This window comes from Micromonospora sp. LOL_025, from assembly GCF_048060285.1.
In the GTDB taxonomy this organism is placed as follows: domain Bacteria; phylum Actinomycetota; class Actinomycetes; order Mycobacteriales; family Micromonosporaceae; genus Micromonospora.
Map to the genome: position 1 here is coordinate 18,923 of NZ_JBHMIR010000039.1, position 22,148 is coordinate 41,070.

Annotated in this window: 17 protein-coding genes and 4 pseudogenes; 14 read left to right on the plus strand and 7 right to left on the minus strand. The window is 72.7% G+C overall.

What is annotated here, in order from left to right; translation table 11 throughout:
* Positions 1–36: 36 nt before the first annotated feature.
* Positions 37–1,098, minus strand: a complete 1,062-nt coding sequence (locus ACFHW0_RS28775) for an NAD-dependent epimerase/dehydratase family protein (RefSeq protein ID WP_416612653.1) — start codon at positions 1,096–1,098, stop codon at positions 37–39.
* Positions 1,099–1,412: 314 nt separating this feature from the next.
* Here ACFHW0_RS28775 and ACFHW0_RS28780 point away from each other — a divergent pair, with 314 nt between their 5' ends.
* Entirely contained in the window at positions 1,413–2,678 is a 1,266-nt protein-coding gene (locus ACFHW0_RS28780) for a molybdopterin-dependent oxidoreductase (protein ID WP_416612684.1), read from the plus strand.
* On the plus strand, positions 2,671–3,141 hold the full coding sequence (locus ACFHW0_RS28785) for a hypothetical protein (RefSeq protein ID WP_416612655.1): 471 nt from the start codon (positions 2,671–2,673) through the stop codon (positions 3,139–3,141). The genes ACFHW0_RS28780 and ACFHW0_RS28785 overlap by 8 nt, the downstream gene beginning before the upstream one ends.
* On the opposite strand, the gene ACFHW0_RS28790 is transcribed toward ACFHW0_RS28785, so the two are convergent.
* The gene (locus ACFHW0_RS28790; protein WP_416612656.1) at positions 3,116–3,283 is read right to left on the minus strand and encodes a hypothetical protein; all 168 of its coding nucleotides are present in this window, start codon (positions 3,281–3,283) and stop codon (positions 3,116–3,118) included. The two genes, ACFHW0_RS28785 and ACFHW0_RS28790, sit on opposite strands and share 26 nt — an antisense overlap.
* Positions 3,284–3,705: 422 nt before the next feature.
* Between ACFHW0_RS28790 and ACFHW0_RS28795 the strand changes: the two genes are divergently transcribed.
* On the plus strand, positions 3,706–4,368 hold the full coding sequence (locus tag ACFHW0_RS28795) for a TetR/AcrR family transcriptional regulator (protein WP_416612658.1): 663 nt from the start codon (positions 3,706–3,708) through the stop codon (positions 4,366–4,368).
* Position 4,369: 1 nt separating this feature from the next.
* On the opposite strand, the pseudogene ACFHW0_RS28800 reads toward ACFHW0_RS28795, so the two are convergent.
* Positions 4,370–4,680 (minus strand): annotated as a pseudogene (locus tag ACFHW0_RS28800) (helix-turn-helix domain-containing protein); the annotation flags it as partial.
* Between the two features lie 356 nt (positions 4,681–5,036).
* Between ACFHW0_RS28800 and ACFHW0_RS28805 the strand changes: the two are divergent.
* Positions 5,037–5,558 (plus strand): C40 family peptidase, encoded by a 522-nt coding sequence (locus ACFHW0_RS28805; protein WP_416612660.1) that lies wholly within the window; start codon positions 5,037–5,039, stop codon positions 5,556–5,558.
* 188 nt (positions 5,559–5,746) lie between these two features.
* On the opposite strand, the pseudogene ACFHW0_RS28810 reads toward ACFHW0_RS28805, so the two are convergent.
* Positions 5,747–6,116, minus strand: a pseudogene (locus tag ACFHW0_RS28810) (cation:proton antiporter); the annotation flags it as partial.
* Positions 6,117–6,395: 279 nt separating this feature from the next.
* On the opposite strand from ACFHW0_RS28810, the gene ACFHW0_RS28815 reads away from it, so the two are divergent.
* From ACFHW0_RS28815 to galE, 4 genes are all read left to right on the plus strand, one after another.
* On the plus strand, positions 6,396–6,992 hold the full coding sequence (locus tag ACFHW0_RS28815) for a redoxin domain-containing protein (RefSeq protein ID WP_416612662.1): 597 nt from the start codon (positions 6,396–6,398) through the stop codon (positions 6,990–6,992).
* 2 nt (positions 6,993–6,994) lie between these two features.
* A complete protein-coding gene (locus ACFHW0_RS28820; protein WP_416612664.1) occupies positions 6,995–7,882 on the plus strand; it encodes a cytochrome c biogenesis CcdA family protein in 888 nt (295 codons plus the stop codon).
* A 290-nt stretch (positions 7,883–8,172) separates the two neighbouring features.
* Positions 8,173–9,267 carry a glycosyltransferase family 2 protein gene (locus ACFHW0_RS28825; RefSeq protein WP_416612666.1) on the plus strand — a complete coding sequence of 365 codons (1,095 nt, stop codon included), beginning with the start codon at positions 8,173–8,175 and terminating at the stop codon, positions 9,265–9,267.
* 16 nt (positions 9,268–9,283) lie between these two features.
* On the plus strand, positions 9,284–10,303 hold the full coding sequence (gene galE, locus ACFHW0_RS28830) for a UDP-glucose 4-epimerase GalE (protein ID WP_416612668.1): 1,020 nt from the start codon (positions 9,284–9,286) through the stop codon (positions 10,301–10,303).
* A gap of 82 nt (positions 10,304–10,385) precedes the next feature.
* Here the strand turns inward: galE and ACFHW0_RS28835 are convergent, their stop codons facing one another.
* Both ACFHW0_RS28835 and ACFHW0_RS28840 read right to left on the minus strand, forming a co-directional pair.
* Positions 10,386–11,942, minus strand: a complete 1,557-nt coding sequence (locus ACFHW0_RS28835) for a glycosyltransferase family 2 protein (RefSeq protein WP_416612685.1) — start codon at positions 11,940–11,942, stop codon at positions 10,386–10,388.
* Between the two features lie 49 nt (positions 11,943–11,991).
* The gene (locus ACFHW0_RS28840) at positions 11,992–13,308 is read right to left on the minus strand and encodes a glycosyltransferase family 4 protein (protein WP_416612687.1); all 1,317 of its coding nucleotides are present in this window, start codon (positions 13,306–13,308) and stop codon (positions 11,992–11,994) included.
* 612 nt (positions 13,309–13,920) lie between these two features.
* On the opposite strand from ACFHW0_RS28840, the gene ACFHW0_RS28845 reads away from it, so the two are divergent.
* From ACFHW0_RS28845 to eccB, 6 genes and pseudogenes are all read left to right on the plus strand, one after another.
* A complete protein-coding gene (locus tag ACFHW0_RS28845) occupies positions 13,921–15,132 on the plus strand; it encodes a S8 family peptidase (RefSeq protein WP_416612670.1) in 1,212 nt (403 codons plus the stop codon).
* Between the two features lie 904 nt (positions 15,133–16,036).
* Positions 16,037–17,287 (plus strand): annotated as a pseudogene (locus ACFHW0_RS28850) (sensor histidine kinase); the annotation flags it as partial.
* Between the two features lie 31 nt (positions 17,288–17,318).
* Positions 17,319–17,648: a helix-turn-helix domain-containing protein gene (locus ACFHW0_RS28855; protein ID WP_416612672.1), complete on the plus strand. Its 330-nt coding sequence runs from the start codon at positions 17,319–17,321 to the stop codon at positions 17,646–17,648.
* 154 nt (positions 17,649–17,802) lie between these two features.
* On the plus strand, positions 17,803–18,312 hold the full coding sequence (locus ACFHW0_RS28860; protein WP_416612674.1) for a DinB family protein: 510 nt from the start codon (positions 17,803–17,805) through the stop codon (positions 18,310–18,312).
* 281 nt (positions 18,313–18,593) lie between these two features.
* The gene (gene eccD / locus ACFHW0_RS28865; RefSeq protein ID WP_416612676.1) at positions 18,594–19,976 is read left to right on the plus strand and encodes a type VII secretion integral membrane protein EccD; all 1,383 of its coding nucleotides are present in this window, start codon (positions 18,594–18,596) and stop codon (positions 19,974–19,976) included.
* Between the two features lies 1 nt (position 19,977).
* Positions 19,978–21,402 (plus strand): type VII secretion protein EccB, encoded by a 1,425-nt coding sequence (gene eccB, locus ACFHW0_RS28870; RefSeq protein WP_416612678.1) that lies wholly within the window; start codon positions 19,978–19,980, stop codon positions 21,400–21,402.
* Positions 21,403–21,457: 55 nt separating this feature from the next.
* Here the strand turns inward: eccB and ACFHW0_RS28875 are convergent.
* Positions 21,458–22,148: pseudogene (locus ACFHW0_RS28875) on the minus strand (hypothetical protein); the annotation flags it as partial.

Sequence of the window (22,148 nt, forward strand, 5' to 3'; positions counted from 1 at the left end):
GGGGTGGGGGTGGGGGTGGGGGTGGTGCGAGTCTGCTCAGACCGACACGACGGCGGGTTCCCGTAGCGGATCGGTGGCGAAGGCGGTCACTCCCTCGACGAAGCTGACTTGGGCGGTGTATCCGAGCAGGTCGCGCGCGCGGCCGGGGTCGGCGACCACGTGCCGCACGTCGGCGGCCCGGGCGCCGCCGACGACCACCGGTGCTGGCCCGTCCATCGCCGCCGCCAAGGCGGTGGCGAGATCGCCGACGGTGTGCGGCTGGCCAGAGCAGACGTTCACCGGTACCAGACCGTCCGGAGCCGGAGCGGTCAGCGCCAGCACGTTCGCGCGCGCCACGTCGGAGACGTGCACGAAGTCGCGCCGCTGCAGGCCGTCCTCGTAGACCTGTGGCGGCCGACCATTGGCCAGCGCCGATCGGAAGATCGACGCTACTCCGGCATACGGCGTGTCGCGGGGCATCCGGGGGCCGTACACGTTGTGGTAGCGCAGTGCCCAGACCCCTGCCCCGGTCTGCCGGCTCCACGAGGCGGCCAGATGCTCCTGGGCCAGTTTGCTGGCCGCGTAGGTGCTACGCGGTTCGAGCGGAGCGTCCTCCGGCACGAGTGCGCTGGTGAGTGGGCCGGCGCACGCCGGACAGGTGGGGTCGTACCGGCCGGAGGCGACATCGGCCTCACGACGTGGGGCCGGTCGAACGACCCCGTGCCGGGCGCACGTATATCGCCCTTCACCGTAGACGACCATGGAACTGGCCAACACCAGACGAGACACGCCAGCCCGGTGCATCGCTGCCAGCAGCACCGCCGTGCCGTAGTCGTTGTGGCTGACGTAGTCGGGAGCATCCGACGGGTCCAGCCCGTGACCGACCATCGCCGCCTGGTGACACACGGCATCGACCCCGGCCAGCAGATCGTCGAGCAGGTGCGGATCGCGAATGTCGCCAACGACCGGATCATGGCGGCGGAACCACGCGGGCAGCACGCTCCCGTGCGCCTGGGGCAACAGCGCGTCCAGGCACACCACTTGGTGCCCCTGTGCGACGAGCAGGTCCGCGACCTGCGATCCGATGAACCCGGCGGCGCCGGTGACGAGTACCCGCATTGCGTCACGCTAGGTCAGAGCGGCGGCCCTCGGGGCCGGTTCCGCTCCGACGTCAGCACTTCGTAAGGGGACGGCCGGTAAGCCTTTGGTAATGCCGCAAAGCCCGCCCGAGGGCGCCGCTGCCGGCTAGCGTCCTGCACAACGCCGTCGCGTCCGGTTCGACGCCGTCACCGACTGGAGGAACAGTGCCAGCCGACCCGCCGTCCCATGATTCGACTGCGGGACCCGACCCAGGTGAGCCGAGGCGCACGTCCGAGAAGTCCGGGCGGTCCGCCGAGGCGACCGGGGCCCGAGCGTACGCCTACCCGGCGCGACTGTGGCGCGCGTTGGATCGGCATCGCCCGCCCGGAGCCGACGCCGCCACCAACGCGTGGCGCAGCCCGGTACGCGGCCCATGGTTGACGTCCGTGTTCGGCGTCGTCCTGCTCGCCACGCTACCGCTTGTGATCATCACCGGACTGCTGGACTGGATCGCCTACGGCCCTCGGCTCGGCCAGGCATTCCCCAGCGACGTGGGCTGGCTGCACCCTCCCATCTTCGACTGGCCCACCCGCCCCGCCTGGCTGTTCCGGCTCACCCAGGGGCTGCACGTGACGCTCGGTATCGTGTTGGTACCGGTTGTCGTGGCGAAACTCTGGTCGGTGGTACCCAAGCTGTTCGACTGGCCGCCGGCCCGCTCGGTGGCCCAGGTACTCGAACGGCTTTCCCTGCTGCTCTTGGTGGGCGGAATCCTCTTCGAGATGGCCACCGGCCTGCTCAACATCCAGTACGCGTACCTTTTCGGGTTCGACTTCTACATCGCGCACTGGTACGGCGCCTGGATCTTCACCGCCGCCCTCGTCACACACGTGGCGATCAAGCTTCCTCGTACGATCTCCGCGCTGCGCGGTCCGCGCCTCACGCACACCACGCCGGAGCCGGCGGATCCGGACGGGCTGGTAGCCCGCCGGCCCGGCCCGGCGACGATGAGCCGACGTGGCGTTCTCGCCCTGACCGGTGGCGGCGCCTTGCTGTTGGCGGCGCTGACCATCGGGCAGAGCCTGGACGGGGTGCTGCGCAGGACCGCGCTGCTGCTACCGCGGGGCCGGCAGCACGACGACGGACCCAACGGTTTCCCGATCAACCGGACCGCCACCGCGGCCGGTATCCAACCCGCCGACACCGGCACCCAGTGGCGGCTGACGGTGCGCGGCGGCAGCCGCACGGTAGAGGTGGACCGCGCCGGCCTGCTCGCGATGCCACAGCACACCGCGGACCTGCCGATCGCCTGCGTCGAGGGCTGGTCGACAACGCAAACCTGGACCGGGGTACGGCTACGAGACCTCGCCGCTCTGGTCGGCGCACCCGACAGCGCCGTGGCACGGGTCGAATCGCTGGAACAGGCCGGTCTGTTCCGTCAGGCCCGGTTACAGGTCAACCAGGTCCTCCACCCCGACTCGCTGCTCGCCCTGCGCGTCAACGGCGTCGACCTCTCGGCCGACCACGGCTATCCGGCCCGCATCATCGTGCCGGCGCTGCCCGGCGTGCACTGCACGAAGTGGGTCCGCGACATCACCTTCGAGAAGCAGTCCGATGACTGAGTTCCGGCGAAGCTACGGCGCCGCACTCTGGCACCTGCTGCTCCTGCTCGGCTGCTTCGCGGTGACCGGCTGGATAGCGCTGCGGCTGTCCGGGGAGCCGACCGCAGCCCGGATGCTGCTCTGGTTCCTTGGCGCGGTCGTCGCCCACGACCTGCTCCTGTTCCCGGTCTACGCCCTGGTCGATCGGACGCTGCTCGCCGCGACGGACCGCCCGAACCACCGCCCGGCGCTGAACCACTTACGGGTGCCCGCGCTTGCCTCCGGGCTGCTCCTGCTCGTCTATCTTCCCGGCATCCTCGGACTCGGCGGCGACACGTACACGGCGGCGACCGGCCTGACCCCGCAGCCGCTGCTGGCCCGCTGGCTGGCGGCCAGCGCAGCGATCTTCGCCGGCAGCGCGATTCTCTACGCGCTGCGGCGGCGGCTCCGGGCTCGAATCAAGATCGGTGGGCCAGCAGACTGATTAGACGGTCGTGCGGCAGGGCCGGCGTGCGGTTGCCGTCCCGGCCAACCATCGCGGTATTGCCGATCAGCGCGTTGACGATGGCCTCTTCCACCACCTGGACGGTCGCCTCGTAGAAGCGGTCGGTGTACCCCCACGGCACGAACCGCAGGGAATCCAGTTCCTACCCGCTCAGGGCTCGGACAGCAACTTGCGAGCGCCGGGATTGGCCGTGGCGAAAGCAAGAAAACGGATCACCGGAAAAGTGCGAGCCGCCGGTGCGGGCCATGCCCAGGGGGACCCGCCGGGCAAAGGCCTTGCACTGTCCAGGCCGATGCCACCCTTGAAGCCGGAACAGTTCATCCCGGTTGCCCCAGCAGGCCGCCGCAGCGAGCGCGGCCAGTCCGGCCAACGCTGAGGTGGCATAACGGCGCGATGAAGGTCCACGGGAACTCTCGAATGACGAGCGCGGTTCTTCGTATGCTCCGGCGAAGAACCAGTGGCGCCGTCTGTCAAGGCCTGAACGGTACTGTTGAGTCCATCTCCACGGCGGGCAGACGTTCCCGTGGCGACGGAGGCTGGCCGGTGAAGGGAGTGCAGGATATGGCGCGGCCCAAGAACCAGGAGGAGCGGCGCCAGCACCTGGTGCGGGCGGCGCGGCGCGCGATCGTCACGCACGGCCTGGCCGCAGTACGGGTCCGTGACGTCGCCGACGCCGCCGGTATGGCTACCGGCTCCGTCACCTACTACTTCCGAGAGATCGAGCAGCTGTTCCAGGAGGTCTACGCCGAAGCCGTCGACCGCTTCGATGCCCGCCGTGTCGCAGCCGTCGAAGGTGTCACGGACCCGCGAGAGCGGCTGGCGGTGACGATCGGCTCGGGCCTGCCCACCAGCCCGGACGACGAACTGTGCTGTCTGCTCTACGAATTCTCCCCACAGGCTCGCCGGCGACGTGTCGACGCCGCACTGCGCCGCACGCTCTACGACCGCCAGGTGAGCCTCTATCGATCGATCCTCGACACCGGCGCCGGTCTCGGGCAGTTTCATCTCACCGCGACCTCGACCGAGATCGCGAGCAACCTCGTCGCTCTCGAGGACGCCTACGGCTATCACGTCATCGCCCGGACGTCCATCACCCGCCAACAGGCCGAAGCGCACATCGTCGGCTACGCGGCCACCACCACCGGCTGCGACCTTGCCTCCGCCTCCAATGCACACTCGCGCAGACATGTAGCTTCATCGCCCTGACTTACGCGCCGTTGCGGGCACGGCGGCAGCCGCCACCATGCCGAACCCACCGAACAGGGTGCTCACCCCACCGCTGGCTCACGCCCGGCGCAACGAGGTCAAGGGCCAGCAGCGCTACGTGCAGAGAAAGGCAGACATCAACCGAGTCGAGGTCGGCGTCGCGAGGATCCGGCCGATCCGGGCCAGCCGCTCGTAGAGAGCCGGACGGGACAGGTGCGCCGCGGCGACCGCTCTCGTTTTGTTCCGGCCGTGCCCAAGGTATACGCGCAGGGTGCCCGGTGGTCGCTGCCACGGATACGTGTCGGCGTACGACTTCACGCGTACCTACCTTGGCATCCGAACCCGTACGCCGACAGATGCGCCACGTCATGCGCCAGCAGTGCCCCCAACCCGCGTCCGACAAAGGCATGGGGGTCGCCTGGCGGAGCGGAGCGCGAGGATGTCACACACGGTGGGCAACGCTGCTGACACTGGCCCAGGCCCCCACACACCTCGGTCTGAGACGCGGCCCATCCGTCCGGGCCAACGGCAGCCACGTGGCTGCCTCACCGCTGCCTCCTCGCGATCGACGCGACCGGCCAACTTGACTAACATCGATCACTGTTCTTCACTGCATCGTACGACGAATGATGTCGTCGCCGCTGACGGCATGATCCAGGGGAGGCCTGATGAGTTCGGCACGCCAGAGACTGAGCGCCATCGCGATCGCGGTCACCACGGCAGCGAGCGTCGGGATGGTCGCCGCGCCCGCGCACGGCGCCACGGGTGTACGAGCGGCGGTCGTGAACGCCGCGAAGGCCTACCTGGGCACGCCGTACCGCCTTGCCTACGGCTGGACGTGCGGCACGCAGGCGGTGGACTGCGAGTGCCTCAACAGACACGCCATCTGGGACGGGACGAAGGCCGCCACGGGCCGCGGACTGCAGCTGAACTACTGGCTGCAGGGCCAGATCAACCAAGGCCGCCGGGTCAGCTCCCCGCGCCCGGGAGACCTCGTCTTCTGGGACACCGACCCGAACGACGGCATTCGCTACGGCGGCGACCTCGACCACACCGGCGTCTACATCGGCAACAACCGGGTCATCGACGCCAACGCCTACTACGGCTACGTCAAGAACGACAGCGTCACCCTCAACGGCACCGAACCGAACCCGCTGTTCATCGACGTCCTCACACCCAACGGCTACTGACGGGCATACGTCCTGCCCAGCGTCGCGGTCGACGCCGACGTCACCGGAGGCACCGGCGCCAACCACGCGAGCCCTGGAAGGGTTGCCGGACGGCTGGTCACGGCCGAAGGCACCTGCCGTGGCAATCCAAGGGGCATGATCAACAGGCTCGTCCCCATGATTAGCCGGGGTCGGTGCCGCCGCCCAGCAGTCGGAGCGAGGATCGCACCGATCGGCAGGCCTCCGGCCAGTCCAGCCCGGCGACGTAGCGCGCCAGTACCGCGGTGATCAGCAGGGTCAGCGGCAGGCCCCAGCCGAGCGCCCGTCCCGGTAGCCGCCACGCCGAACGAAGATCGGCCCAGCCCACCCGCATACCGTCGGTGAACAGCACCGCGAACAGCGCCAGCTCCGCGAGTTGCACCACGATCGGCGAGTCGGCCCGCAGATGCAGCACACCGTGGTGCCTTCGCCCAGGACGACCCCGGCCACCAGGAACAGGGCCGCCGTGGACAGGATCGTCCGGTGGGCCAGCGCCGACACCAGGACGGCAGCCAACAGGACGGCGGCAAAGCAGAGCAAACAGCACGCGGGCCTCCGGAGGGAACGGTTCGTCACGGTGCCGACCAGACTTCCCGGCGCTCCACGAATTCCGCGCGATCATAACGAGCGCCGCGCCGGTCACCCGGGCTCTGTGCGCGGGGCATCAGCGGGTTCACCGTGCCCGTCGGTGAACTCCCGTCGGGCGTCGCCGCCGGCGCCTTCCTGGCCGGTCCGGCTGCCTCGACCGGTGACGGCCTCACACCTGCCGTAAGAAAGCGGTAATCCTGCTCGACCAGGGGACCGGGCTAGTATCCGCTCATGCCCGGTCCCCGTACCGCATCCCTGCCCGGTGTGGCCGCCTTGACGGCGGTCGTTCTCGCCCTTGCCGCCTGCGGCGGCACCGAGCCGCCCGCCGCCCCCGACGGCACGAGCGCTGGGCTAGACGCAGCAGCGCAGCCGACCGCTGCGGGCACTGTCGGCCCGACGGCCAGCGGCGCGACGGACACGGCAGTCCCGGAGACGCTCACGTTCTCCGGCCGGACGATCGATGGCGGGGCATTCTCGGGCAGCAGCCTCGCCGGCAAGCCTGCGGTGCTGTGGTTCTGGGCGGCCTGGTGTACCCGCTGCCGCGCCGTTGCCGACGAGGTGGCCGCCGTTCAGCGCGAGAACGCCGGCCGGGTCAACGTGGTCGGCGTGGCCGGGCTGGGCAGCGGCGCCGAGGCGATGCGACGGTTTGCGAAGCAGACCGGGATCGAGGGCTTCCCCCACCTGGCCGACGACGACGGCCAGATCTGGCGCCGCTTCGAGGTGACCAGCCAGGAACAGTACGTGCTCATCGACTCCGCCGGCGCCGTTGTGCACTCGGGACCGCTGTCCCAGACGGACCTGCGCCAGCGGGTCGCCGGGCTGAACTGACCATGCCGGACACGCCATACGGCCTCGCCGTCGGCGCCGGGCTGCTGGCTGCGGTCAACCCGTGCGGCTTCGCACTGCTGCCCGCGTACCTGTCGATGCTGGTGCTCGGTGACGAGCCGACGGCCGAGCGGGGCCTGCTCGCGCCGATCGGCCGGGCCGTCGCACTGACCGGCGCGATGACACTGGGGTTCGTCGCGGTGTTCGGCGCGTTCGGGCTGCTCGCCGCCCCTGCGGCGGACGCGGTCGCCCGTCACCTGCCTCGGGTGTCGATACTTATCGGTCTTGCCCTGGTGGTGGCCGGCGGCTGGCTGTTGGCCGGATGCCAGCTGCCGACCTTCACCCCGAGGGTCGCGACCGGACCGGCGGTCCGCCGACGGTTCGGCTCGATGGTGCTGTTCGGCATGGCCTACGCGATCGCCTCGCTCGGCTGCACCATCGGCCCTTTCCTGGCCGTCGTGGTGGCCGGCTTCCGTGCCGGGTCGGCGCTGTCGGGCATCGGCCTCTTCGTGGCGTACGCGGTGGGTATGGGGCTCGCGGTAGGGGCCGCCGCGCTGGCCGTCGCGTTGGCCCGCGATTCACTGGTTCGTCGCACCCGCCGGGCCGCCCCGTTGCTCGGGCGCGTCGCCGGCCTGCTGCTGATGGTCACCGGTGGATATGTGGCCTGGTACGGATGGTACGAGGTACGGGTCCTCACCGGCCGAGGTGACACGGACGACCCGATCATCGGCGCGGCCGGCGCCGTTCAAACAGCGCTCAGCGGCTGGCTGGCAGGGCTGGGCCCGTGGACGGTCGCCGCGACGGCGCTGGCGCTGCTCGCCCTGGCCGTCGGCGTGACACTGACGCGCCGCCGCCGAGCACTGGCCCAGCAGGGCCGTCGCCCAACCAACTAAGGTTCGGGGCGGCACCCCGGTCGCTCACGCAGGCGCTTGGCCTGGCCCGAGAGACGGCTGAGGTGGGCTGCGGTCAGGGGTGTGGACAACAGCTCGGCCAACGCGACACCGAACAGATCTTGGACGTGCACCGGTGGCGCGAACCAGAGGTCGACGGTGCCCGCCCTGACGCACCTCGACCCGGCGTGCGAGCCGGCCCGGTGGCACGCACCGGGCCGGCTCGCAGAATGTCAGGCCCAGTTCACCTGCGCGTGGTGGGATGGTCGGGCTGTCTCGGAATAGTCCCAGCCGTGGACGGTGCCGATACCCCAGCCGACCGCCCGACGTTGTCCGTCGTCGTTCCGGTGCACGGCGTCGAGGCGTACCTCGCGACCTGCCTCGACTCGATCCTCGCCCAACCCGGCGCCGAGGACGTGGAGGTCGTCGCGGTGGACGACGCCTCGCCGGACGGCAGTGGGAGGCTGCTCGACCGGTACGCCGCGCGCGACCCCCGGGTGCGGGTGGTCCGCCTGGCCGAGAACGCCGGCCTGGGCGGCGCCCGCAACGCTGGCGCGGCCCAGGCCACCGGCGACTACCTCTGGTTCGTCGACGGTGACGACTGGCTGCCGCCCGGCGCGGTCGCGGCGGTGCGGGAGCGACTCGCGGAGACCCGCCCGGACGTGCTGATCGTCGACCACGCCGAGGTGTTCCCCGACGGTCGGGTGGTGGCCCGGCCGTCCGGGCCGGCCCTCGGGGGGCGACGCGTCCCGCTGCGCCTGGCCGACCGGCCCGAGCTGCTCATGCTCGCCCAGTCCGCGTGCACCAAGCTCGTCCGCCGTACGTTCCTGGCCGAGCTGGGACTCTCCTTCCGGCCCGGCTGGTACGAGGACTGCGCCTACAGTCATCCCCTGCTGATCGCCGCCAGCAGTATCGACGTGCTGGAGCGGGACTGCTACCACTACCGGCAGCGCCCCCGCGACCGGATCACCGCCACCCTGAGTTCGCGGCACTTCGAGGTCTTCGACCAGTACGCCTCGGTGTTCGGCTGGCTGGTGACCGCAGGCGGCGACGCCCCGGACCGGTTCCGGCCAGACCTGTTCCGCGTCATGCTCGACCACTACCTGGTGATCGTCGGCAACGACCTCCGGCTACCGCCGGAGGACCGCCGGGCGTTCTTCCGCCGCATGGCGGCGGACTACCGGCGATGGCTGCCCGCCGCCGGCTACCCCCGACCCGGCGGGATCGCCGGGCTCAAGCACCGGATGGTGCGCCACGACGCGTACGTCGTCTGGGCGGCCCTGCGGGCAGCGCACCGGGCGGCGGGCCGGCTGCGCCGGTCGCTGCGGCCACGGCCGGCGCAACCCGCTCGGACCAGCTCGAACGCGCCCGTCGGCGCGGACGGGTGACGGAACGGTGACGAGCATGAAGTATCTGATCACCGGTGGTGCCGGCTTCATCGGCAGCACGGTTGGCTCCGCGCTGCTGGACCGGGGCATCACGCCGGTGATCCTCGACGACCTGTCGACCGGCCGGGCGTCCTTCGCGGCCGGTCGACCCTTCTATCGCGGTGACGTCGCCGACGGCGACCTGGTCGACCGGATCTTCGCCGAGCACCCCGAGATCCGGGCCACCGTGCACTGCGCCGGGATGATCGTGGTACCCGAGTCGACCCGCGACCCGCTGCGCTACTACCGGGAGAATCTCGCCAAGTCCGTCGAGCTGGTCCGCCACCTGGTTCGCAACGGGTGCCGTCGGGTGCTGTTCAGCTCCACCGCCGCCGTCTACCGGCCGGGTGCGGACTTCGCGGTCGACGAGTCCTCCCCCATCGACCCGATCAGCCCGTACGCCCGCACCAAGGCCATGGTCGAGGCGGTGCTGGCCGACTGCGCGCGGGCCGGGGAGCTGCGGGCGGTGGCGCTGCGCTACTTCAACCCCATCGGGGCCGATCCCCTGCTGCGCACCGGGCTGCAACTGCTCCACCCGACGCACGCCCTGGGTCGCATGATCGAGGCCGCCACCACCGGCACGGAGTTCCACATCACCGGCACGGACTGGCCCACCCGCGACGGCAGCGCCGTCCGGGACTACGTCCACGTGTGGGATCTCGCCCAGGCCCACGTGGCCGCCCTGACCCGCTTCGACGAGGTGACGGCCGCCGGCCCGCACGGGTACGCCGCGCTCAACATCGGTACCGGGGTGGGCACCACGGTCCGGGAACTGCTGGCCGCGTTCGCCGCGGTGACCGGCCATCCCCTGCCGTACCGGGAGGCCGCCCGGCGGCCGGGCGACGTCCCGGGGGTCTACAACCGCAGCCGCCGCTACCAGGACCTGCTGCGGTGGTCGCCGCGCTTCGGCATCGAGGACGGCATCCGGCACGCACTGGAGTGGCGGGCGCTCGACGACCGCCGGCACCTGGCCGTGGCCCCGCTCGCCCTGCGGTAGCCGCTGGCCGGCATCGGGCCGCCGGAAGGCCCACGGCCGCCGTTCGCCTGGCTCGGGGCGGCCCCGACCTCGCGGCGGCCCGTCAGGAAGGGCGGCGGGCGACCAGCCGGGCGAGCACCCGCCGCGGGGTCAGTGGCACCACGGAGATCATCAACCGGCCGCTGCCGTCGGTCACCGGCGAGACGGCGTACCAGCGCCGCCCCCGCCGCCGGATCACCGGTCGGGGAAACCGGACCCGGCGGGGTGCGCGCAGCGGCGCGGTCCCGGGCCGGCCGTCGGGCGCGGGCAGCGTCAGGTGTACGGGGCGGCGCTGCCCGGTCACCGCGCTGGCGCCCAGCACCTCGGTCACGCTGATCCGGGCCCGCAGCACGGTGTCGCCGGCGGCCGGGGCGGGCCGAACGACGCCGGCCAGTTCGCCGGCGGTGAGTCGCGGCGGTCCCGGGCAGAGCCGGTCGAGATCGGGCAGGGGCGTGCGCAGGTCCAGGACGAGGGCCGGCCCCGCGTCGGCGTCGCGGTCCCAGCCGATGTCGGTGACCTCGAACCGGGCCAGCCAGTCCACGGCGTCGGTGACGTCGAAGACGCCGTCGGGCAGCCGGCCGTGCGACGCCCGGAAGCCCGGATACGCCGCGTACCGCCGGCCGCCCTCGAAGACCGTCGACGGCACGCCGCGCTCCGCGTCCTGCCGGATCACGTCGACCAGGTCGTCGGGCGTGCCGTGCTCGGCGACCCCGATCCGCAGCCGGGTCTCCACCGGCAGCCGGTCCCGTACGGAGGCGGTCAGGTGCCGCCCGGCCAGCTCCCGTACGCCGGCGTGCAGCAGCTCGCGGGTCGGCCCGTCCAGCCGCAGGAAGTCGTCGTCGAGCAGGGCCGCCACCTCGAAGCGGAAGTAGCGCCGCAGCACCGCGTCCCGCTCGCCGCCCGGCGGGATCAGGCCGACGGCGAACTCCACGAGCCGCCGCGCGCAGTCGAGCCGCTCCTCCACCCGGCTCAGGTAGGTGATGTTCCGGGCGTTCAGCCGCCGCACGGCGTAGTAGTAGTCGTAGTCGGCGAGGGCCGTGACCCGGGCCGCCCGGTGGCACGCCTCCAGGGTGAACGGCTGGTCGCTGCCGATCGGCATGTCCTCCGGGTACCGCAGCCGGTGCCGCTCGACCAGCTCCCGCCGGAACAGCTTGGTGTTGGCCAACGACAGCGGCAGAGCCGAGTCGGCCAGCCCGACGTCCACCGCCGTGCGGGCGAAGACCTCCTGGTGGACGTAGCGGCTGTTCACCCCGACCACCCGGCCGAGGACGACGTCGGAGCCGTACCGGTCGGCGGCGGCCACCAGCCGTTCCAGAGCCTCAGGACCGAGGCGGTCGTCCGCGCCGACGAAGAAGACATACCGCCCGGTGGCCAGGTCGAGGGCCCGGTTGCAGGGCGCCGCCGGGCCGCCGGAGTTGGGCTGGTGCACAACGGTCACGGCGCCCGGATACCGGCGGACGTAGCGATCGAGCTGCCGGCCGCTGCCGTCGGTCGATCCGTCGTCCACCGCCACGATCTGCATCCGGTCCGTGCCGATGCTCTGTCCGAGCAGCGAGTCCAGGCACCCGGTGAGGTAGGGCATCGTGTTGTACACGGGTACGACGACGGTCACGTCGGGCAGCCGGGAGCCGCCCCGGGGACCCGCCGCCGGCGCGCCGGCGGCCACGGGTTCAGCCGACACGGCCGTACGCGTCCGCCCCGCCGGCGACGCCCGCCGGCACCAGCCGGGCGTAGACCCGGTCGAGTTCCACGGCCTGCCGCTCCCACGTCCACCCCGCCAGCAGGGCCGGGTCGTCGTACGCCGCCCGGTACCGGCCGGGGTCGGCGAGGACCGCGCGTACGGCGCGGGCGAACTCCTCGGCGTCCCCGGCCCGGAACACCTCGCCCTGCCCGGTCGCTCGGACGGTGTCGGCCATGGTGCGCACGTCGCTGACCACGATCGGCAGCCGGGCGTGCGAGTACTCGAAGAACTTGGTGATCAGCGCGATCTCGTGGTTGGGCCAGTGCTGGATCGGGATCACCCCCAGGTCGGCCCCGGCAAGCAGCGGCACCACCTCGTCGTGCGGCACGTACCCCCGCACGTGCAGGCGGTCGCCGACACGAAGGTCGGCCGCCCGTGCCGTCAGCGACCGGACGTACTCGCCGTCGGGATGGTTGACCACCAGCGCGACGTGCACGCCGGGCAGCAGCGGCAGCGCCTCGACCAGGACGTCGAGGCCCCGCTGCGGCGCCGCGGCGCCGCTGTAGACCAGCAGCGGGTCGGCCGGCCCGAGGCCGAACCCCGCGCGGAGGGTCTCGGTGGCCCGCACGGGCCTGTCGCCGACCTCGCGACCGTCGGGCGCGTTCAGCACGACGGTGGGGAGTTCGGGCAGGTCGTGCTCGCGTTGCAGCAGGCGGGCCAGCTCCGGCGAGACGGTCACCACCGCGTCGGCGTGGCGCGCGTACTCCCGTTCGTGCGCCAACTGGGCGGGCAGCCACCGCACGTTGTCGCTCCAGGGTTTGATGCCCGGCAGGAACTCGTGGGCGTCCCACACCAGGCTGACCCGGCGGCCGGCGGCCCTGGCCCGCAGGAGCCCCCGTGCGCCCACGCCGAGCATGCGGAAGTCGTTGGCGTGGATCAGATCGGGCGCCAACTCGTCGAGCACTGGGCCGTAGGCGTGCTCGTAGCTCCACAGTGCCGGCTGCAACCGGCGCCAGGCGCGGTCACCGTACAGCCGCAGGCACAGTCGGGTGTACGCCCGCTCGACCGGCGTCCGCAGGCCGAGGCGCGCGAGCAGCGCCGCCGCGTCCCGGCGCGTCGTCCGGCGCACGGGCGCGCCGGGACGGCCCATCGGCAGCAGCCGCACCAGGGCCTCGCCGATCCGCCACCGGTGCGGCTCCCCGTCGGGCGAGCGGCCCAGCAGGGTGACGTCCCAGCCGGCGGCGGCGGCCGACCGGGCCGACTTCTGCACCCGGGAATCGCCCTGGACCGCGTTGTCGACCAGCATGACCACCCGGCCCCTGGCTCCGGCTCGAATCTCCATCGTCACCCTTCCGCGGCCGGCACGGCCGGCCGCGAAGATCCTATGGCCGGCCGAGCCCCCGCTCCGAGGCGAACGGCAAGTCGACGACCGATGTTCACCCCGCGGCAAGCAAGCCCCTGGGCCGGGCCACCGGCGGGCGTACCGAACAGAGCGCGGGTTGTCGCAGCAGTCGCCGACGCCGCCCATCGATGGCATCAGCCCGGAGTCGCGGGCGCTCCACAGGGGTGATCGGCCTCCGGCCGGGGCCCGGCCCGCTGATCGGATGAGGCCCGCGACCTGACCGCCATCCGGCGTACGCCCGAGGGCGCGTGCGCCGACTCCGCATGATGCGTCAGCGGCTTGTTTGATACATCTGAATCGGATTTTGTCAGTCACCGCGAAAACGACGCTTGGCAATGCGTACATCAATCCGAGGCGTCCCTCTGCGGCTGCCGTTGGCTGTAGAGTCCGGCAAACCAACCGGGCAATGCACAGGCATTGGCGACCCATTGCCGCAACGAAAACGAAGGAGCTTGGTAGATGGAATACCCGCGAAGAGTGACAATCGTTCCCACCCGTCGACCCGGGCGCACTGCCGTGGCGCTCGTCGCCGCCACGCTGGCTGCCGTCATATTCACTCAACCAGCGGCCTCGGCCGCCAATCCGGGACGGACCGCGAATGCCGTCGGCGAGATCCTCGGGGCCGGGCGGGCGACCGCAGTGCCGGGCGAATACATTGTGGTGCTCAAGGACGGTGCGGCCGCGGGCTCGGCGGGTAGCCGCAAGTCCGCCGTGTCCGGCGCAGCCCGCGCACTGGCCAGTCGATTCGGCACAATGCCGAACCAGGTGTGGGGCGACGCCCTCAACGGCTTCTCGGTGCGGGCCTCCGAGGCGGTCGCCCGGCGGCTCGCCGCCGATCCGGCGGTGGCCTACGTAGAGCAGGACCAGGCCGTTGAAGTGCCCGAGACGGCTTCGGTGCAGCCGGCCACCGCCCAGCCGAACGCACCCTGGAACCTGGACCGGATCGATGCTCCGGTCGGACTCGACACCACCTACAACTTCGTACGCCAAGGTACCGGGGTCCGGGTCTACGTCATCGGCCCCGGAATCCGCACCACCCACCAGGAGTTCGGCGGTCGGGCCCACCACGGTTACGCCGCCAGCTGCTTCAAGGCCCTTGGCACACATGTGGCCGGCATCATCGGTGGAACGACGTACGGAGTCGCCAAGAACGTCGAGTTGGTCTCGGTCGGCCTCCCCAGTTGTAACGGCACCCTCAGCGCGTTGATCGGCGCCGTCGACTGGGTGGTCGCCGACAACAGCCCCTGGGATCCGCCCGCCGTCGGGGACTTCGTGCTGGCCGGCGGTATGAGCACCGCGCTGAACACGGCGGTCGCCAATGCTGTCGACGACGGCATCGTCATAACGACACCGGCTGGCGACGTGAACCAGAACGCCTGCAATGACTCGCCTGGTTCGGTGCCCACCGTCATCACCGTCGCGTCCATCCAGTCCAATGACGCCCGGCCTTCCTACTCCAACTTCGGTCCCTGCGTCGACCTTTTCGCCCCCGGCGTGGACGTCGTGTCGGCCTCCCCTGACTCGGACACCGCGGTCAAGTCCATCAGCCTCACCCTCCAGGCTTCGGCGCATGTGGCGGGGATGGCCGCCCGGGTGCTGAGCAAGAATCCGACCTGGACCCCGGCGCAGGTGCAGGCGTTTCTGGTCGAGAGCGCAACCCCGGGCGTGGTGACCAATCCTGGCAGCGGTTCGCCGAACCGTCTGCTCTACGGTTCACCAATGCTCTGACCGACGTACGGATGTTTCTCCTGACAACTCCTGACGAGATGATGTTGGGCGTGTCCTCGGGACGTGCGGATCTTCTGTCTGAACGTGCGGGGGGTGACAGCCGCCGTGGATCGTCTCCGACGAACTCTGGGCCGAAATCGCACTGCTGCTGCCACCCCGTCCGTCCGACGGCATCGGTCCCCGCCGCAAACCGCTGGATGACCGCAAGGTGCTGCGGGATCCTGTTCGTGCTCTACACCGCGATCCCCTGGGAGCACCTGCCCCAGGAACTCGGCTTCGGGTCAGGGACAACCTGCTGGCGGTGACTGCGGAACTGGAACGAGGCCGGCGTCTGGCAACAACCGCATGAGGTCTGCTCGGCAGACCGCAGGCCAGGGCAGTTGAACACGGGCGCGGAGGCCGCCCTTCACATCAGACACGGCCCAGATCATCAAGCACCCGCAGCAGCACGTGCAAAGAACTACCACCCGCTCCGGCGACAGCCATGCCACCAGCGCCGGTGGATCACTCGCCCGGTTCGGCCGGGAAGATCCTTCGTAGAAGTATCGGCGTACTGGACAACCAGAGTGACGATCTCGCGGATCCCCTGACACGCTGCTCGGGCGGCTGGGCGACCGTCGCGCAGGCCGCTTCCCTGCCCGGAGCGTTGCCGGCGGCGTGGTTCAGCGAATGGGTCTGGACTGTGAGTGCCTGTGCACCGGTGATGCTGCTGCCGCTCTGGTTTCCCGACGCCGCGCCCCGATCCCGACCGGCCATCGGCGTCGCGTGCCTCTGCGCCGTCAGCACCGCGCTACTCACCGTGACGGTGGCCACCGGGGCACGGGTAGGCGACCCGGCCGGTACCCCTATGGACAACCCGATCGCCGTCGGTGCCACGGCCCCGCTCGCACCGCTCGGACAGCTGATGGTGACCGTCGCGGCCGTCGCGGCGGTCACCGCGCTCACCGCCCGCCTGCGTCGCAGCAACGGGGAACGGCGGCGGCAGATCGCGCCTGTCCTCGTTGCCTGCGCCCTCTCGGTGGTGGGCCTGCTGTTGTCGGCGGGGCTACCGGCCTGGGCGGCCGTCGTGCAGCTCCCCGCCACGCTGCTGCCGCCGCTCGCGGTGACGACCGCCATCCTGCGGTACCGCCTCTACGACCTCGAAGGAGTGGTGCGCCGTTCGTTGCTCTTCCTCGGCCTGTCGGGACTCATCGTCGTCGCCCACGTGACGGTGGTCGTCGCGGCCGGTCATCTGGTCGGCGGCGACGGCGCCGTGCCGGCCGGCCTGCTGACGGCCGCGCTGGTCGGTCTCGCCGTCGCGCCGGCTCGCACATACCTGCAAGGGCTGGTCTCACGGAGCCTCTACGGGGAACGGGACTCCCCCGGACGGGCCCTGGCCGGTCTCGGCTCGCTGCTCGCCGGGGCGGCGCACCCCGAGTCGGCGCTGACTGAGGCGTGCCGGGGAATCGCCTCGACGCCGCGGGTGCCCTGGGTGGCGATCCGCACCACCGGGGGCACGATCACCGCCGGCGGGCCACCACCGCCCGGCGTTGAACCCGCGACGACGTACGCGACGCCCCTGGTCCACCTGGGTACCGCCCTGGGTGAGCTGCTCGTCGCGCCGCGCGGCCCACGCGAGGGGTTGACGCGCCGCCACCGGCGCCTGCTGACGGAGCTGGCCATCCCGGTGGCCGCCGTCCTGGAGGCCAGGTCTCTCGCCGACCAGCTCCGCCGCTCCCGCGAACAGCTCGCCCTCGCACGGGCCGACGAGCGCCGCCAGCTCCGGCACGACCTGCACGACGGGCTCGGCCCGCTGCTCTCGGCGACCCTGCTCCAGGCAGACGTGGCGCTCCTGCGCCTGGCCCGGGACGCGTCCACCGCGCCCGAGGCGCTCGATCGGCTGCGGCAGGCCGGTGAGGAGGCTCTCGCCACGCTGCGCGGGATCGTGGCGCAGATGGGCCCGCCGGGGCTCGCCGCCGGCCTCCTCGCGGCGCTGACCGACCTGTCCGGCTCGATGACGACCGCGCGCACCACGGTCAGCACGACGAGCGACTCCCTGCCGGCCCTGCCCGCCGAGGTGGAGAGCGCCGCCCTGCTCATCGCCGGCGAGGCGATCGCCAACGCGGTCCGGCACGCCGACGCGGCCCACGTCGACGTGCACGTCGGGGTGCGCGACGGCACGCTGTGCCTGCGCGTGGCGGACGACGGTGTCGGCTTCGATCAGCAGGGCCCTCGACGCGGTCGCCGCCGGGGACGTCGTCATCGGCGCCGCCGTCAGTCCCCGGCTCCGCACCGGCCTACAGGCCCCGCCGGACGCGACCCGCTGGCCGCAGCTCACCGGACGGGAACGGCAGATCCTCGAACTCGTCGCCCGCGGACGCGGCAACGACCACATCGCGCAGACGCTCTTCCTCTCCACCAAGACCGTACGCAACAACGTCTCCAGCATCCTGGCCAAGCTCGGCGCCACCTCGCGCGCCGAGCTCGTCGCGATCGTCAGGGGCGACGACGATCCCGGCGGCTGCGCGGCCGGCTGAGCCGGTGGTGCTCGGGCGCTCCGGCGGCGACGGTGGACAGCGTGGCGACGGGGCGGTCACCATCGATGTCGGTGTCGTTGGCGGGCACGTCGACGACCACGGCGCCGCGCCCGTGGGGCGTGACGGGGGGCGGCGACGCCGCTAGCCTCGGCCTGTGGACCGGTGCGACGAGTGCGGCTTCGACTACGCCGGCGTCTCCACCGACGAGCTGCCGTCGCTGCTGCGCACGCTCGGCGGGCGGTACGCGGCCGCCCTCGCCGAGGTGCGGAAGGTGCGCCGACGGCCGGCCGACGGGGTGTGGTCGCCGCTGGAGTACGCCTGCCACGTCCGCGACGTGCTCGGCGTGCAGGCCGAACGCCTCGCCCTGGCGCTGCGCGTCGAGGAACCGGAGTTCACCCCGATGGGACGCGAGGAGCGCGCCGTGGCGCAGGCGTACAACGAGCAGGATCCCGCGACCGTGCTGGCCGCGCTGGGCGCGGCCGCCGACGACCTGGCCGCCCGCATCGGCGCGCTCGGCCCCATGGAACTCGCCCGCACCGGGGTCTACCCGTGGCCGCGACCGCAGGCCCGCACACTGCTGTGGCTCGGTCGGCACACCATCCACGAAGGCGAGCACCACCTGCTCGACATCCGCCGCGCCGCCCGATCGGAGACAGCCAGCTAGGGTCGAGAGGCGGCCTGTTTCGCTGAGCGAGTTCGGGCGGTCCCGGTGACCTCGCCGTCAGCGACGCCGAGAGCGGAAACTCGCAAAGAACATGCCGCGACGCTCAGCTGCGCCGCTGCACGCCGAGCCGGCACGAGTCCGCTGGCTGATGGGCGTGTCCGCTACCGGCCACGCCGGATCTCCCACCGGTCGACTGGGTGATCGTGGGTGCGTCCACCAGCGGTGGTGGGCCCGCCGGCGCCACACCGCCCGCGGTGACGAGTCCCTCCCCGGAGCTGAGAATGAACGCCACCGGACTGGTTCGGCTGACCGTCGCGGCGCCGGCCCGACGGATCGACCTCACCCTGCCTGAACGGTCGTCCCTCGCCGAACTGATGCCCGCCCTGTTGTCGCACGCGGGCGAAAGCCTCGCCGACACGGGGACGGCGACGGGTGGCTGGGCACTCCGGCGCGCCGACGGCACGGTGCTGGAGCTGGCCCGCTCGCTGGCCTGGCACCGGGTCCGCGACGGCGAGGTGCTGCACCTGACGCCCGCCCGCACCGAGTGGCCCGAACTGGAGTACGACGACCTGGTCGACGCGATAGCCACCGGCTCGACCCGGATCGGCGGCTACTGGGGGCCCCGGCACACCAGGGCGACCGGCCTCGCCGTGGGCGCGCTCGCCGCCCTGCTCTGCCTGGTCGCCGTCCTGCGGTCCGGACCGCCGTGGCCGACCCCGGCCTGGTGGGCGCTCGGCGCGGCCGGACTGCTGCTCTGCACGGGGGTGCTGCTGGCCAGGGCCGGCGGCGACACCGGTGTGGGCGCGGTCGCCGCGCTGGCCGCGCTCCCCCTGGCCTTCGCCGGCGGCGGACTCCTCCTCGCCGGTGACCGTCCCCTGACCGCCCTGGGCGCACCGCACCTGCTGGTGGCCGGCGCCGCACTGCTGCTCGCCTCGGTGATCGCCCTGGTCGGCGTGGTGGACCGGGCGACGCTCTTCGTCTGCGCCGGCACCGTCGGGCTGCTCACCGCGCTCGCCGCCTGGTCGAGCACCCTCGACGCCCTCGACGGACCGGAGACCGCCGCGCTCGTGGCCGGCCTGGGCCTGGTGCTCTCACCGGCGCTCGCCCCGCTGTCCATCCGACTGGCCCGGATGCCGATGCCGGTCCTCCCGCGCGGCGCCGCGGACCTGGTACGCGCCACACCGCAACCACCCCGGACGGCGGTGTACGCCGCGGTGCTGCGGGCCGACAGTCTGCTTGGCGGAATGCTGGGCGGCCTCGCGCTGGTGGCCGCGATCTGCCAGGTGCTCCTGGTCCGCGCCGGCGGCCCCGCCGCGCTGAGCCTGGTCGCCGTGCTGAGCCTCGGGTTCCTGCTGCGCGCCCGGCTGTATCCGGTCGCGCGCCAGCGCGCCGCGCTGCTGCTGACCGGGCTCACCGGGGCGGCCTGCCTGGTCGGTGGACCGTCGATGGCGGACCGGTCCGACCTGCTGACGGTGACCGGGCCGGCCCTGTTGCTGACCGGCGGGCTGGTGGCGCTGCTCGCCGTCCGGTACGGCAGCAGGCGCCCCGGCCCGCGCCTGATCCGGTACGCCGAACTGCTGGAGGTGCTGGTGGTGCTGGCCGTCGTCCCGGTGCTCTGCGAGGTGCTCGGACTCTACGACCACGTCCGCGGGTTGGGGGGTTGAGGTGGCCTCCGCCCGCGACCAGTTGCAGGCCCACGCGTACCTCACCCAACGGGTGGTCTCGGCCCTGCTGACCGGGGAGAGCGATCCGGAGCAGCCGCCCCTGGGCCGCCCGCGCGCCGCCGCGTTCGGCAGCCTCGCGTTGGCGGCGCTCGCGCTCGCCGTCGTCGGCGTCTACGGGATCGTCGTACCCGGCGGGGCCAGGGACTGGCAGAGCGGCGACGCGGTCGTGGTCGAGAAGGAGACGGGCACCCGTTTCGTCTATCTCAACGGGCGGCTGCACCCGGTCGCCAACTACACCTCGGCGCTGCTGGCGCTGGGCAGGCACACCCGGGTCCGCAGCGTCTCGCGCAACTCCCTGCTCCAGGTGGCCCGCGGGCCACGCATCGGCATCCCGGACGCTCCCGACGCGCTACCGGGGCCGGCCCGACTGCTCGACGGAACCTGGACGTTCTGCTCGGTGCGGGGCACGGACCGGACCGGAGCGGCCGTGGCGGAGTCGGTGCTGATGGTCGGTCACCGCCCGTCCGGTGGCGGCGGGCTGGCCGACCGCGCGCTGCTGGTCCAGGAGGTCGGCACCGGCCGCCGGCACCTGGTGCGCCACGGGTACCGGCACGAGATCGACGAGGCGGACGCGACGGTGGTGGAGGTCGCGCTCGATGCCAGCCCGACGATCCGGCTCAGCCCGGCGGTCCTCGACGTGCTGCCGGCTGGTGGGCCGATCGCGCCGGTCGTGGTGCCGGGCGTGGGCCGGCTGTCCCGTGCGGTACCCGGTCGCAGCGACATCCGCGCCGGGCAGGTACTGGCGACGACGGGCTCCCGGGGGACGCGGTACTACCTGGCCGAGGTAGGGCATCTGCGGCCGATCGACGAGCTTCAGTACGACATCCAGCTCGCCTTTCCCGGCACCGCCGCCGCCTACCCCGGCGGGCGGCCGGCGGGCGTCCCGCTCAGCCTGCTGGAGGCGGCCGGCGCCCGCAAGCAGCACGATCCACCGCGGGTCCCCGGCGATCCGCCGACCGTCCGCCCGGAGTTCGTGGCCGCCGACCCGACGACCACGATGTGCCTGGTGTTCGCGCCCAGCGGCCCGGTGCCGACCGTCCTGGTGGATCCGGTCCTGCCGGCACTCGACCGGATGATGGAGACCGCGGGGCGGACCGAACGGGGGCTGCGGCTCGCGGACCGGGTCCTGGTGCCCGCCGGCCACGTCGCGGTGGTGGAGTCGATGCCGGGCCCGGACGCACCGGCCGGCACCGTGCTGGTGGTGACCGACCTGGGCATCGGCCATCCGCTGGCCGAGCCGAAGTTGCTGGAGGTGCTGGGCTTCGCCGGGGTCCGCCCGGTTCGGATACCCGCCGGGCTGGTCGCCCGCCTCCCCATCGGCAGCGGCCTGAGTCACGACGCCGCCCTGCGGCGCGCGCCGGCCTGAGCCCTCACGGCCCGCGGGAGCCGGACGTCGCCCGGGTCCCGCGGGCCGTCGGTGGTCAGCGCCGGGGCGGTCGGCCGGCGCGCAGCGGACCGGCCGGATCCGGGCGCTCCACCCACCACAGGTCGTCGTCGACGAGCCCGGTGGCGGGCGGCGGCTCCGGCCGGCGGCGCACCCCCGGCGTCCGGGGTCGCGCCGGGAAGGCGCTCGCATCCGCCCGGCCCGCCCGGCCGCTGAGCATCGCGGGCAGGCCGGGGACGGCAGCGGGGCCCCGGCCCCGGCCGGTCGTCGGGCGTCGTACCGCGGCCGCGCCCGTGCCCGCCGCGCCGCCGCCGGGCGTCCCGATGCCGCCGATCATGGGTGGCGGCATCATCGGTGGCGTCCCGGTGCCCGCCGCCGGCGACGCGGCGGCAGGGCCGGGCGACGACACGGGTTGCAGGACGCCCGGCACCGGCGGGACGGGGTTGCCGACCGGCACGGCGGCCTGCGGGAGCTGCCCCCCGATCCCACCGATGCTCGGCCCTGGCACCCGGAGCCCACCGACGCCACCGACGGTAGCGGTCAGCGGCGGCAGCACCGGCGCGACGCTCGCGGGGCCCCCGCCACCCGCCGGGAACAGCGGTGGGACGAGCGGTGTGGCGGGCGTCGGTATGCCGCCCGGCGGCGACAGGCCGGGCGGCAGGGTCGGCGCCGGCGTGCCGCCGAGACCGGCGAGCACCGGCGCCGACCCGCGCGGGCCCGCGCCACCG

Bases quoted from the DNA above. Each gene is read 5' to 3' on its own strand.
- ACFHW0_RS28775 (WP_416612653.1), bottom strand. From the start codon at position 1,098: ATGCGGGTACTCGTCACCGGCGCCGCCGGGTTCATCGGATCGCAGGTC.
- ACFHW0_RS28785 (WP_416612655.1), top strand. From the start codon at position 2,671: ATGACTGAGTTCCGGCGAAGCTACGGCGCCGCACTCTGGCACCTGCTG.
- ACFHW0_RS28805 (WP_416612660.1), top strand. From the start codon at position 5,037: ATGAGTTCGGCACGCCAGAGACTGAGCGCCATCGCGATCGCGGTCACC.
- ACFHW0_RS28815 (WP_416612662.1), top strand. From the start codon at position 6,396: ATGCCCGGTCCCCGTACCGCATCCCTGCCCGGTGTGGCCGCCTTGACG.
- ACFHW0_RS28820 (WP_416612664.1), top strand. From the start codon at position 6,995: ATGCCGGACACGCCATACGGCCTCGCCGTCGGCGCCGGGCTGCTGGCT.
- galE (WP_416612668.1), top strand. From the start codon at position 9,284: ATGAAGTATCTGATCACCGGTGGTGCCGGCTTCATCGGCAGCACGGTT.
- ACFHW0_RS28840 (WP_416612687.1), bottom strand. From the start codon at position 13,308: ATGCTGGTCGACAACGCGGTCCAGGGCGATTCCCGGGTGCAGAAGTCG.
- eccD (WP_416612676.1), top strand. From the start codon at position 18,594: ATGAACGCCACCGGACTGGTTCGGCTGACCGTCGCGGCGCCGGCCCGA.